Below are 13,272 nucleotides of genomic sequence, written 5' to 3'. Positions count from 1 at the left end.
CCCTATGAGGACCATACCCTGCCCTCTCATACGCTGCTTTATCGGCAGCGTGTAAACAGTAACAACTTCCCGTACACCCGAACAATGATTATATGATTTCTTTCAAATGAAATAAAAAAAACGCAGGTGGATGGCTATCCATCCGCCTGCGGGGCAGTCTCCGCTTTACAGCAGTTTTACTTTATTAGTTTTCCCTCGATCCTGTCCTGTATATATTCCTTCACCCGGTCCACAGGGATTCCGAGAGAAACGGAAAGCTCATCGTAAAGCTCCTCTTCCGCTTTCTTAAAATATTTATCATCCACCATGGTGGTTTTCTTTCCCTGCGCGATCCGGTCCATGGCCCTTAGATAAGAAGTCTTTATCAGGCGGACCCATTCCCTGCACTGACAGCTTTTCAGGGCTTTCTTGTATTCTTCCTCCCGCTGCTTGTCATTGTCTGTCTCAAAGCATTCCAGAGCGGGTATCTCCTCAATCAGGTTCAAGGCAGTCTCTCTGTCCAGCACGCTGCGGATCACCGCTTTTTCATTGTCAACCGGTGTATATACCGTGCTGTTTTCTTTGTACCAGGGGTGCAGCATATAGTACAGCTTATCTCTGGAAACGCCTTCCATATCCAGCGTCGTGATATCCTCCACTCTGCAGACCCCTACCGTACCGTAAACTACAAAATCGCCTTTTTGAAACATATTCATCCGGCAGCCTCCCGTCCGATTTACTTTAAATATCCATAAACTATACCTTCTTCTGAACATAGTTCCATTTTACCACTTTTATGGGCAAAATGTCAGTGATTTCGCTGTAAGGAAGGTATTTTCGTTATATTTCCCAATATATAAGGCAAACATATTTGTATATTATGCACATATATTTTTATACAAGCGCCCGTTAAATCAAAAATGTCCCCGAAACCGTTATAAGGTTTCGGAGACATCCTGTCATGCCGTTTAAATTAATCCATTGTATAAGGCATTAAAGCGATATGTCTTGCTCTCTTGATCGCAACAGTCAGAGCTCTCTGATGCTTTGCACAGTTGCCGGTGATTCTTCTGGGAAGAATCTTACCTCTTTCAGATACATATCTTTTTAATTTATTCACGTCCTTGTAGTCAATTACTGCGTTTTTCTCACCACAGAACACGCAAACTTTTTTTCTTCTGCGGCCCATTCTTCTCTTGCCGGAATCCGCTCTGTCTCTGTTATTCACAGCCATTTCCATAACCTCCTGTTTAATTTCCTCTAGTTAAAGGGAAGGCCCTCGTCTTCCACTCCATCCGGAATATTCATGAAACCGTCGCCCACAGCGCTGCTGGGAGCAGGTCTTTGCGCCGGGCTATAGCCGCCGCCCATGTCGCCGCCCGAGTTCTTTCCGTCGGCGAATTCCTGATCATCAATTATGACCTCAGTCGTATAAACCTTCTGACCGTCTCTGTTTGTGTAGCTGCCAGTCTGAATCCTGCCGCTGACGGCAACGCGCATTCCCTGACGGAAATACTTCTCCGCGAATTCACCTGCCCTGTCAAATGCCACGCATGGAATGAAATCAGCTGTCTGCTGCTCATCGCCTCCCGCACTTCTGCGGCCACGCCTGTCCACAGCCAGCGTATATCTGGTGATTGCCATCTGGCGCTCACCCTGTGAATAACGCACTTCAGGATCTCTTGTCAGTCTGCCAACTAAAATCACTTTATTCATACGATCACCTGTATCTTTCTGCTGATAGGATTATGCTTCCTGTTTAACGATCAAATATCTGATAACCGGCTCCATGATCCGCACGCGGTGCTCCAGCTCGTTCGGGCATGTGGAATCGGACTCGAATTGGATGAAATAGTAAAAGCCCTCTCTCATCTTCTGAACTTCGTAAGCCAGTCTTCTCTTACCCCATTCATCAATGTTGGTTACAGTACCGCCGAAACGAGCGATGTATTCCTTCACTTTTTCGACTGCGGCTGCTCTGGGTTCATCTTCGAGTTTAGCATTTAATACTAACGCTAATTCGTATTTGTTCATGCTTCTCGTACCTCCTTTTGGTCTCTGGCCCCCTGATTTTCACAGGGAACAAGGATAATTATAATATATCACGAATAGTTAGTTTATCATAGGAATCCAGAATTTGCAAGGATTTTCTTTCGGTTGTGGCAAAAAACTGTAACGGTCGGTTACTGTTCACTGCCCCCCGTCCGGCTTTCGCACCTGGCGGCAGTTCTTTTCCACCAGCTTGCGGCTGACCATGATCTGATGGCCGCAGCCCATGCATTTGAGGCGGAAATCGATGCCCACCCTGAGCACTTCCCATTCGCTGCTGCCGCAGGGATGAGGTTTTTTAAGCTTTACAATATCCCCTACTTCAAATTGTGTCATCGCATTGCCTCCAGATCCTCTTCATTCAGGAACATGCCAAGCGCCTCCCCGATGGGTTCTGTTATAATCAGATCCGCACGGCTGTCCATGGGCGTGGCGCTCTTGTTGATCAGCACCAGCCTGCTGCCCGTATAGTACTCAATCAGGCCCGCTGCGGGGTAAACGGTCAGTGAGGTGCCGCCCACAATCAGCACATCCGCATGTTCAATATACTGTACCGCTTTCTGCATCACCTTCGTATCCAGGCATTCCTCATAAAGCACCACATCCGGTTTCACCGTCCCCCCGCATTCGCATTTGGGCACGCCGTCCGCGTTTTTTACAAAGGCGGCATCATAAAATTTTCCGCACCGGCTGCAGGTATTGCGGTGTACGCTGCCGTGCAGCTCCAGCACTTCTCTGCTGCCTGCGGCCTGATGCAGGCCGTCTATGTTCTGAGTGATCACCGCCTTTAGCTTTCCCGCTTTCTCCAGTGAAGCCAGCGCCAGATGCGCCTTATTGGGTTTTGCGTCCAGATACAGCATCTTGTTGCGGTAAAATCGGAAAAATTCCTCCGGCTCCCTAAGATAAAAGCTGTGGCTGATGATGGTTTCCGGAGGATATTTATACTGCTGATTATACAAACCGTCCGCGCTGCGAAAATCCGGAATATTGCTTTCGGTGGAAACGCCGGCGCCGCCGAAGAAGACAATGCTGCGGCCCTCTTCCACCCATTTCTTCAATTGACTCTTTGCGTCCATGCCCGCCCTCCTATGTCATAAAACCGCAGGTTAATGACATACGCACACTTGCGTATGCTTACACTCTACGTTTTTCAAAAACATTTGTATGGGCTTATTCTAGCACATTTTAAGCACTTTCACAACAAATTCACGGCATCTCATTGCTACGCGAGATTCCTTTTACCTGCCGGCTGTGAACGGACATTCTTTCATTTGAAGCATTCAATCACAGGTTTTGCCGATGCAATTTTCGTTTGTCCGTCATAAGAAAACAGGGACATAGGCTCCCAGCCCGGATCCCAGCCCAGCAGATCCGGCGCCCACGGACGAATCCCGCTTCCTCCATATTCTTTCAACCATGCAATAAAATCAGCCGTAAACCGGGCTTGTCCCTCCGCCGTCAGCTCATATCCTTTGACTGGCTGATTCCATGCAAATCCTCCCATAATCCTGGATGGGTATCCGTATTCTGCTACAAACACCGGCAGACCGCATTCATCCACGATCGCCCTGATCACCTTCTTCATTATCCCGATATAGTCGTGATATATCTCTGCAAGATTCATAGTAGGATAAATGCTGATCCCCGCCTGACTTAGTTCCACTCCATTCTCCAGCAAAGTTTTGAAGTAGGCAACGCTGGTGGGCGCATCGAACAGACCGGCTATATGACTTCCAAATTTAGCTCCCGGATGCGCTTTCTTTATTCCTTTTGCCAATGACGCCATCATTTGCCCGTTATACTTCCAGATATTTTCTTTGAAAAAATACACATCAACATGCTCCATATCAACACGTTCCATTTCAATATGGCTGTCCAGCCTGCACAATTTCGGATTCACTGCGGTTTTCAGACCCAAGTTAACACCGGCGAACCCATAGTTGGCCTCATTTCCTAAATTCCAATATTCCACTCTGCATCCCGTCGCCAAAACCTCCCGGGCAACCAGCTCCCCGTACTGTTCCAGCACACTGCACATCTCCTCCAAAGAATATTCACTCCATTCCTTGTCCGGTTTTGAGATTTCAGGATAATCCCTGAAATCCGGGGCCTGCTGTATGCTGGCATCCATATAGGTATGAGCACACATTATTTCCGGATTGATCGGTTGATCCAGAGCCGCTGCAACCCGGCAATACTCCAGGCTGGTCTCCAGGTTGTGGATCCTTGCATGATAAGTGTCGTCATCATTATACCGTTTCGTGGCAATCCTCACATACATCTCCGTTGAGCCGGCACCGATATACATCTTCTGTAATTCCTTCATCGTTGTTGCCTTCTCTTCTCCGATCTGATAGATAATTCCCTTTGAAAGCCCTATATCGATTCCCTGCCCTAATCCCAGTGCAACGCGAAACGGCACCGCAGTTTTATTAAATGTTTCCATATTATTCCCTCGTCTTTCTATCGCCCCTGCCGGAGCCATGATACACTCGCTTAACGCATACTATGATGTTGCCTTCCGCTTTAAAAACGCCGGACTCTGTGTCTTTGTGAAAGTACACTCATCCCTTGACCGCTCCTATGGTAATGCCCTTAATAAAGTACTTTTGAAAAAACGGAAAGATAAATACAACAGGCAGGATCCCAATCACCGCCACTGCCATGCGCATGGTTGTGGTTGGCAGATCCGACGTATTTACAATTCCCGAAAGTTTGTCACTGTTGTTTGCTAAAAACTGAACATTTTCATTAATTTTATTCAGTATCGTTTGGAGGCTGAACAGTCTGGCATCCGTCAGATAATAAAGCCCATTCGTCCAGTCATTCCAATAAGCAAGTGCTGAATTGATACCGATTGTTGCCAGAATTGGCGTGGATAAGGGCAGTACAATCTTAGTCAGCACTGTAGCTTGCCCTGCTCCGTCCATTTTGGCGCTTTCCAGCAGCTCCTTAGGTATAGCAGTTCGAAAATAGTTCTTCACCAGCATAATGCTGAATGCGTTCATCAGCAAGCCCGGGACGATCAAGGCCCAAATCGTATCCTTGACTCGGAGAATATTTGAATAAACATAATAGGTGGGAACCAGTCCGCCGTTAAAGAGCATGGTAAAGATCACCAGAAAATTCAATATCTTGACCCCAGGCACCCTTTTTGTCAGAGCATAGGCCATAAGGGTAGTAATGGTCATACTAAGAGCAGTTCCAACCACGGTTACTACAATGGTAATCAGGTATGCTCTTCCGATGGTTCCAAATTCTTTAAGGATATACTGATAAGCCCCCAGCCCGAACTGCGATGGGATGATGGAAAATCCGTTCAATACAGCCGCTTTTTCTTCTGTAAACGATGCGCCCACAAGCAGCAGGAAAGGCAGCAGCGCGCATACGCTAAGCACTGTCATCACAATGTTTGCAATCAGCCGCGCAGTTCTGTCTCCTCTATAGTTTAACATAGACTCTACTCCTCTCTAAAACAATGCACTTTCCTTATCCAATTTTCTCACCAGAGCATTGGATGCCAGTATGGTAATAAATCCAACTACAGACTGGTAAACACCTGCCGCCGAGGACATGGAGAGATTTCCCTGCTGCATAAGACCTTTGTACACATATGTATCAATCGTCTGAGTCACTGAATTTAAGATACCCGATCCTCTTGGAACCAGATAAAACAAGCCAAAATCCGAACGGAAGATTCCTCCGATATTCAAAATGAACATCGTAATAACCGTCGGCATAAGCAGAGGCAGAGTGATATACCTGATCTGTTTCCATTTGCCGGCTCCTTCCAATCTGGCCGCTTCATAATACTCCGGATTGATACCTACTATGCTGGCTAAATAGATGATGCACGAAAATCCAACACTCTTCCAGATATTGATGATGGTCAGGATAAACGGCCAGTACTTTTTCTCCTGATACCAGCTGATTGGTTCCATACCAAACAGCGGCAAAATACTTTTATTTAGAAATCCGGTCTCGTTGCTTAGAATCGCATATGCCAAATAACTGATGATAACCATTGACATCAAGTACGGAAGCAGAATCAGACTTTGGTACAATTTCTTTGCCGTCTTGCTGCGGATCTCATTCAGCAAAATCGCAACGCTTACAGCACAGATCATCCCCAGGGTAATAAACAGCAAATTGTATAAAATAGTATTACGCGTCATGATAAATGCATCATCTGTCTTAAATAAATAGGTGAAGTTTTCCAGCCCCACCCAGTCACTTTTAAATATTCCCTTTTTCCAATCCAGCTTTTTAAATGCTATTACAATCCCCGCCATAGGCAGGTAATTATTAATAAGAAGGTACAGAATACCCGGAACCATCATAAAATAAATAGGTAAATATTTCTTTATCTTTGCAACTCGCTTTAGGTACAATCGAAACACCTCCCTGTATCATACCGGGGGTTTCCCTCCATTCAGCCTATGTACCTTTTTATACTGGCTGGGAGAAATCCCATAAATTTTTTTAAATACTTTGCTGAAATAGCAGTAATCACTGTAGCCGGCTTTAAGGGACACAACACTGGTGGGGAAATCCATGGTTTTTAAGAGCTCTGATGCAAAAAACATCCGCTCCTTCGTGATGTATTCCACCAACGTACAGGATTCTTCCTTTTTCAGGATCCTTGTCAAATAATCCGGACTGATGAATACATGTCCGGCAATCTTATTGGCCGAAAGCTCCTCCCCAATATGTTCCCTTATATAATTCTTTACTTCCTCAATAATTGCCTTTGTACCTTTCTCATCTGTCTTTTCCTCTGAAAAACATTTCTCCCGGATCCATTGCTTTCCATATGCCTGATATTGCTCTGACTGACGGTCCTTTTCCACCCGTGCCGCCACCTGTCCCAGCTTTTGCGTCAGCTCCTCATAGGGAATCGGTTTCAGTATATAATCAAAGCTCTGCAGTTCAATGGCTTTTTTAGCATAGGTGAATTCCTCATGACAAGTGAGAAAAACACATTCTGTTTTATATCCTGCGTCCCGTATCCATTCCAAAAGATCCAAACCGGTACCCTCCGGCATTTCGATATCACACAGCAGGATATCAATGGCATATTCCTGAAAAAAGCGCCTTGCCTTATCTATCGTACAACTGGTTAAGACCTTGTCAAAGGAGAGTCTGTCCCAATCCACTCCATGCATAATTCCCTCTATTGTCAGGATTTCATCGTCTACTATCAACAAGTTCATCAAAATGCTGCTCCTTTCTGGGAATCTTCATCCATACCTGTGTCCCTTCTCCCGGCCTGGAAGCAACCGAAAATATAGCTGCTTCTCCATAAAACAATCGCAGCCGCTTCACGCAGTTATAAATGCCTATATGTCTGCCACGGCTATCCTCAATTATCTGTTCCGCCTTGATTTTGTTAAGGATCGTCTCCTCGATCCCCTTTCCGTTATCGCTGACTGAGATCCGCAGAAAATGACCGTCGGCCTTAACCGTGATAACGATCTCAATCGGGCGGTCCTCCTCCCAGGCATACTTTGAGCTGTTTTCCACAAAATTTTCTATAATCAGCGGCGGGACAGGCTCCGCCGACAGTTCTTCGTCTATATTGTAGAGCGCATAGAATCTGCCAGGATACCGGATCCGCTGTATTTCCAGATAACATTTTATAAAATCTATTTCCTTTCCCAACTGGACGTACTCCTCAGTATTCCGAAGGGAATAGCGAAAATAATTTACCAGATTCAGCACATAGGTTTGTATCCCGTCATACTTTTTCATCTGTGCCAGGCTATAGACCGTATTAAGAGAATTCAGCAGCAGATGGGGGTTGATCTGCAGTCGAAGACTATCCAATTGTGCCTCTTTCTTTTCAATTTCCAGATCGTAAGTCTTCTTTTCCAAATCAACAATCTGATCCAGCATCCTGTTGAATGACCTCATAATATTTTGAAATTCCACGGAATATCCGAATTTCGTAATTCGATAGGATATATTTCCCTGCTTGATTTTCAGGATTGCGGCTTCGATCTCCCGAAGGGGCCTTAATAAAATCCTTTCCAACACCAGATAAATAAACGGCACCGCAATAAGTCCGATAAGGGACAGATAAAGCAGCAGTCGATAACCGTAGAAAATTCTTGTCTTAATGTCATACTGCGGTATCAGCCGGACAATAGAAAAGCTTGCCGACGTGTACGGTTCACACAGGACATAGAACTGTTCCGATTCCTCCTCCAGACCAAAATAAGACCCAGGATACAGTTCTCTTTGGTGTATCGGCAATATGTCCGATAATAAAATCAGATCCGCGCCCTCGCTGTCCCATAAATTCAGCAGCTCTGTTTCTTTTACTGCAACACTTATCTGCATATAACTGTTGCTGAAGCTTTTTACCACATAATTTCCCGACTTACAGACAAGGATATCCCAGACCCGCTGTCCCACAGAATCCGAAATACACGCTTTTACGTCCTCCGCTTCCTCTAAGGTAAGTTTTTCCACATTTCTGGCAAAAAGCCGTTCATCGCTGGTTTTAATATGTATATAAAATGCGCCAGCCAGCGGATACTCCTCCATATTGCTGACTAATTTGTTCCACAGCCTGTTTTTCGTCATGATGTAATCCTGATTTTCACGTTCGAAATTCAGTCCGTTCCAAGCGGAATCCATAAGGATTCCGCTAAGATACTGTTCCATGGCGTCAAAGTAAATCTCAATTTGGTTCCGATACATTTTCAGGGCATTTTCTTCGCTTTTAAAAACATGCTGTTCCATGTCTTTCATAAGAGCATTCGTTAACAACAAAATCAATACATTAAGGGGAATGAAAATCCCTAATACGAACATCACAATTTTAAACCGTATGGATTTATACATGCGTTTCTTATTCATATGCGGCATTCACTGCTCCCCTAACTTTCTTTCTATTCCTGTGTTTTCAGCCATTCATCAAATTGTTTCTGATTTTCTGCTATGACTTTATCGATACCGGCATTTTTCAGAGCCTGATTAAACTGAGGCAGAACCGTATCCACATCTACAAAGCCGTACTCCAGGCTTGCAATATATTCACCCATAACATTGCTGATCGCAGCCAGCTCTGCCGTGACATTCTCCGGCACAAATCGGTAGCCTGCTGCTGTTGAAGTTCTTTCCAGCGCCCTCTCGGAAAATACTGCTGATTCCTCATACACAGAATTCTTGTTTGGCGCCACCATGTATACATTCATTTTATTTCCATAGAGGCCAAACAGATTGGTGTAAGCCCGGTCTTCACGAAGCTTTATAATCATATCTTCATCGGTCATATCGTAATGTACACCCTCGATACCATACTGAATCAGATTGGCGACTTCTTTACTCTCATACATGAAATCCAAAAATTCCAATGCTTTTTCCGGACGTTCACTTGTAATCGGAATGATCCACGGCGCGGCGGAATATGTATCACTCTTTACCATTGGCTCCTGCTGATACAACACTGTCACGTCTCTTCCACAGGATTGGCTGGAGCTCTCCGAAGCGCCCGGCTCCGCTATGCTGTTCGCACTCGAAAAAGCACGCCCGGCTTTGAGCCATTCACTAGCATCCGTGGTGGTCGCCGCATCCGGCGAAATATACCCCGCCTGATTCCATCTGCGCATCCAGTCCAGATATTCTCTATATTCATCCGTCTCAAACAGATTCACAATTTCCGTGGTATCCACACCGCCGTTCATCAATACGCCCGCACCCATGCCGGCCACAGAAAAGCTCTCAACCGGAATAAAGTACCCTGCTGCCGTGCCCAGCAGCGTGCCGCCAAAACCGTAAGTTATCATTTCCGGATATTTTTCATGAACCAGGGCAAACATTGCATCCAGATCCTCATAATCGACAATATCTTCCTCTGTATAATTCAGGCCGACTTCCTTCATGATATCATTGCGGACCACAATACCTCCTACCGCACCATAGGTTCTCTGCATAACAGGTATCCCATAGATACCGCCGTTATATTTCGAGCCCAGATAGCGTTTATCCAGGGACGAGATATACGGTGCATGTTCCGACAACAGATCATCCAACTGCACTACAGAATTATTCGCTATGCATGTACCCAGATCTAGCGGGAAGCTGGACATAAGATCTATTTTTTCCCCATTGGAAACCCACAGACTGAACTTGGCCGATGCCTCTGATGCGGAAATAGGAAGCAGCGTAACTGTACAGTCAATCGCATCCACGGTTATTTTATTAATTGCCTCTTCCACCAGCTCCAGATCCTTCGGTACTGTGCCCACATAAAAAACCGAAATCACAACATTGTACGGTTCAACAGCTCCTCCTGTTTCCGTTTCCGAATCCGGTGCATCCGCTCTTCCCGCGGAGCCGAAACATCCCGCTAATGCAGCGCTTAGCAGCATCACAGCGGCCAAAATAATTAAACCTTTTTTCATTACACATCCTCCTGTATGTTTTTATGCTTATAATTTTACAGGATTCAATATCCGGCGTACAGAATAATTCCGATCGGTTAGTTGTCAATTTCCGAACAATACTTCACAAGAAATCTATACAATCTCCATGATACAGACCCCGGATACCGGCCGCAGATGTGCAAGGCATTCCGCAGCAGCAGCCCCGCCCTTTACATGGCCTTCCTCCATGAGCTGTCCTGCGCCGGTCTGCCCGAAAAGCAGGGATGTCAGGCCCTGGGGCGATACACGGATAATCTCCCCGTCTTCGCTCCCGGCTGATTCATCCTCTTTCGGCAGACGCACCGCCTGGCAGGCATCCCTGCCGACATGCAGATGATAACGTCCCGTATTGCCCGGGATCAGGGAATCCTCCAGATCAATGGTCAGTTCAATGTCCCTGTCCGACCGCAGCAGCTTCATAAACCGTTTTCCATGGGTCACTCTGCCCATGATCGGCGCCGTATATTTCCGTTCAAATATTTCTTCCGGAGCCCTGCCCGCAAAGGACGGCTCCCGCAGAATCTCCTGGATCTCGTATGTGCCGCCGTCCTGCACATAGGAAATAACGCCCCTGCGCTTTCCCTCCCGGCAGAGAAATTCCATGTCCCCGCCTTCGCTCTTTAGCTCCTGCCGGCGGCGCTCGCAGTATGACGCATCCCGCAGCGTATAGGCCTCATACCAGCAGGCCAGCATCCGGTTGCAGTACTCGGCGGTCTCTTCCGGTGCCGTGCTGTCCGCCGGCATGCATTCCCCCGCATCCTCCGGATTGCCCCGGTAAAATTCGTGATATGTGATATCCGAAAAATCAAACGGTGTGTAATATGCCCGGTCTGCAGGCATGAGATAGGCCATGGGGATCTCTTCCTCATATAAATCCTGCAGGCACCGCACCATCAGCTTTCTCATCAGCCCCCTCCTGCGGTGATCCCGGCGGGTCGCCACACCGACGATATAGCAGACCGGCCACACCGTGTCTCTGATCTGCATCCGGTAGGGATTGCGGTGGAGCATCGAGAGTACCTGCCCGTCCTCTTCCTCTGCAAGGATCTGATTGCCCCAAACTGCCTGCCGGTAATAAAATTCCGTATACGCTTCGCGCTCTTCAGGAAATGCCTGACGCCACAGCTCTTTTGATTTTTCCTTCTCTTCCTGTCCCAGATATCTGATCATCTTACCTCTGTTCTATCCTGTATTTTCTCGCCATATCCACCGGGTGCCAGGAGAGCTTCGCCTTGCGCAGCCCCTCCACTCCCGCGTCATCCTCCCGGTTTACCAAAAGCGCATCCGGAAACTCATGAATTAAAAACTGCTGGTTGATAAAGGGGTAGAGCCCCCGGATAGTTGGATTGGCCTTCTCAATATGAATGATGGCCATCCTCTTTTCCTCATTATAACTCCCAAGGGTAAATGCTTCCAGCGTTTCATCCACATATATGCCCGCCATCCTGGCCTGCACCTGGCTGCAGTGCTTTAGGATATCGCTTATACCGCGCAGCTCAGCCTCCAGCTGCTCATCGGTTTCCTCCCCGCGCATCTCCTTCCAGCGGCTCAAAAATTCCGCAACTGCATCGGTCTGTCCGCAGTTAAGAGGCCGGTAACAAAATCTCCCGTCATATTCCTTCCGGAATGCGTTGACGTGGTTTTTCTTTTTATGGTACTTTTTTCCGGAAAGGCTGCGCAGCGCGTCGGCATCGTACAGATAATCCGCATATTCCGGTTTCTCCTCCACCAGGTACCCGCTCTCCGGCAGATTTAAAAGTTCCACAGCCTCCTCATCCGCCGAATAGACCACCATTTTTTTCTTTTCTTCCCTGTTAAAATATTCCTGTGTGTTCAGGAAAAAGCGCGGCAGGTCTTCCGGCGCACAGACAGGAATTCCCGCATACAGCTTCCCGTCCACTTCCTGTATCCATTCCAGGGCGCGCCCTTTTGTCTCCCGAATCCGGACCCTGTAATAGTCCTTCCATAAAAACATGTCCAGAAACACGCTGTCACAGGACTTATGCGCGCGAAGGGGAAAATATTTTTTTAGTGTGTCTATGTCGGCGGCTGTTACGGTATGAAATGGATGCTCCATAGTTTTGTATATCCTCCGGGCTTTCTATTTATAATAACCTTATTATCCGCTCCGGCATTTTTTTTATTCAATAGGAAAACACCATTTAATGAGCAGTTCAGCTCCTCATCACAAGCGCGGCAGGATAAAAAATGCTCTCCGGGGCCGGCCGGCAGATCAGCTCACGTATGGATTCTGCAGCGCAGAAAAGCCCCCTCAGTTTTTCCGCCTCTCCCGCGCGCTCCCGGATCCCGCTTAAGATCTGAATCATCCGCCGCTCCTTCCGATCGATTCCGGGCACGTCGGCCATCAGGATATAGATCTCACCTGCCGACTCCGGGCCGGACAGGAAGCAGGGCGTCTGCAGATCCCGCCTTGGAATGTAAAGTGCAGAAAGCCTGCCGCGGGAGTAAGAGTAGGCGCGCATCTGCCCAGCCCCCGCCAGATAAAAACGCCCGGGACAAAGCAGCAGTGCGGCGCCGGAGAGGACAGCCCGCCCGTCCCATCTGCGGCAGCCGCGCTGTGCCTCCTTCCACATGCGGCTCCAGGCGCTGAAAATACGGCCGCAGGCTTCTGCATCCCACAGTGCGCTTCTGCTCTCCCGGTCAAGCCATTCCTTATATTGTTGCATCAGATATTCTTTCCCGCCGCTTTCTCTGCATACGAGAGTCAGGGACATGGGTAAATGAGATGGAACAGGTACATCAAAACAGCACCCGCCGTATGGGTGCGCCGTTTGACTGCCTGAATCGGACA

Annotated in this window: 15 protein-coding genes; all 15 read right to left on the bottom strand. The window is 47.4% G+C overall.

Going from position 1 to position 13,272, the window contains the following annotated elements; genetic code table 11:
• Positions 1-176: 176 nt before the first annotated feature.
• The gene (locus DWZ56_RS22215; RefSeq protein ID WP_243095428.1) at positions 177-695 is read right to left on the bottom strand and encodes a CarD family transcriptional regulator; all 519 of its coding nucleotides are present in this window, start codon (positions 693-695) and stop codon (positions 177-179) included.
• A 257-nt stretch (positions 696-952) separates the two neighbouring features.
• The gene (gene rpsR / locus DWZ56_RS22210) at positions 953-1,213 is read right to left on the bottom strand and encodes a 30S ribosomal protein S18 (protein ID WP_118558815.1); all 261 of its coding nucleotides are present in this window, start codon (positions 1,211-1,213) and stop codon (positions 953-955) included.
• A 26-nt stretch (positions 1,214-1,239) separates the two neighbouring features.
• Positions 1,240-1,695, bottom strand: coding sequence for a single-stranded DNA-binding protein (locus DWZ56_RS22205; RefSeq protein WP_118558814.1), 456 nt, complete (start codon positions 1,693-1,695; stop codon positions 1,240-1,242).
• Between the two features lie 30 nt (positions 1,696-1,725).
• Positions 1,726-2,013, bottom strand: a complete 288-nt coding sequence (rpsF, locus tag DWZ56_RS22200; RefSeq protein ID WP_118558813.1) for a 30S ribosomal protein S6 — start codon at positions 2,011-2,013, stop codon at positions 1,726-1,728.
• A gap of 156 nt (positions 2,014-2,169) precedes the next feature.
• On the bottom strand, positions 2,170-2,364 hold the full coding sequence (locus tag DWZ56_RS22195) for a DUF951 domain-containing protein (RefSeq protein WP_118558812.1): 195 nt from the start codon (positions 2,362-2,364) through the stop codon (positions 2,170-2,172).
• Entirely contained in the window at positions 2,361-3,104 is a 744-nt protein-coding gene (locus DWZ56_RS22190; protein WP_118558811.1) for an NAD-dependent protein deacylase, read from the bottom strand. Before DWZ56_RS22190 ends, DWZ56_RS22195 begins: the two co-directional genes overlap by 4 nt.
• Positions 3,105-3,295: 191 nt before the next feature.
• The gene (locus tag DWZ56_RS22185; RefSeq protein ID WP_158584697.1) at positions 3,296-4,474 is read right to left on the bottom strand and encodes a glycosyl hydrolase 53 family protein; all 1,179 of its coding nucleotides are present in this window, start codon (positions 4,472-4,474) and stop codon (positions 3,296-3,298) included.
• A 118-nt stretch (positions 4,475-4,592) separates the two neighbouring features.
• Positions 4,593-5,483 carry a carbohydrate ABC transporter permease gene (locus DWZ56_RS22180; protein WP_118558809.1) on the bottom strand — a complete coding sequence of 297 codons (891 nt, stop codon included), beginning with the start codon at positions 5,481-5,483 and terminating at the stop codon, positions 4,593-4,595.
• Positions 5,484-5,498: 15 nt separating this feature from the next.
• A complete protein-coding gene (locus DWZ56_RS22175) occupies positions 5,499-6,368 on the bottom strand; it encodes an ABC transporter permease (RefSeq protein ID WP_118558816.1) in 870 nt (289 codons plus the stop codon).
• A gap of 69 nt (positions 6,369-6,437) precedes the next feature.
• A complete protein-coding gene (locus DWZ56_RS22170) occupies positions 6,438-7,241 on the bottom strand; it encodes a response regulator transcription factor (protein ID WP_118558808.1) in 804 nt (267 codons plus the stop codon).
• Positions 7,216-8,784 (bottom strand): sensor histidine kinase, encoded by a 1,569-nt coding sequence (locus tag DWZ56_RS22165; RefSeq protein WP_158584696.1) that lies wholly within the window; start codon positions 8,782-8,784, stop codon positions 7,216-7,218. Before DWZ56_RS22165 ends, DWZ56_RS22170 begins: the two co-directional genes overlap by 26 nt.
• A 140-nt stretch (positions 8,785-8,924) precedes the next feature.
• Entirely contained in the window at positions 8,925-10,439 is a 1,515-nt protein-coding gene (locus tag DWZ56_RS22160; protein ID WP_118558806.1) for an ABC transporter substrate-binding protein, read from the bottom strand.
• Between the two features lie 114 nt (positions 10,440-10,553).
• A complete protein-coding gene (locus DWZ56_RS22155) occupies positions 10,554-11,630 on the bottom strand; it encodes a GNAT family N-acetyltransferase (protein WP_118558805.1) in 1,077 nt (358 codons plus the stop codon).
• A 1-nt stretch (position 11,631) separates the two neighbouring features.
• On the bottom strand, positions 11,632-12,537 hold the full coding sequence (locus tag DWZ56_RS22150; protein WP_118558804.1) for a DUF2156 domain-containing protein: 906 nt from the start codon (positions 12,535-12,537) through the stop codon (positions 11,632-11,634).
• A 97-nt stretch (positions 12,538-12,634) separates the two neighbouring features.
• Positions 12,635-13,147: a hypothetical protein gene (locus tag DWZ56_RS22145; protein WP_147369465.1), complete on the bottom strand. Its 513-nt coding sequence runs from the start codon at positions 13,145-13,147 to the stop codon at positions 12,635-12,637.
• Positions 13,148-13,272 lie beyond the last annotated feature (125 nt).

Origin of the sequence: Lachnotalea sp. AF33-28, assembly GCF_003477885.1 — a bacterium.
GTDB lineage: Bacteria > Bacillota > Clostridia > Lachnospirales > Lachnospiraceae > AF33-28.
This window is presented reverse-complemented; position numbering and strand designations above follow the sequence as displayed.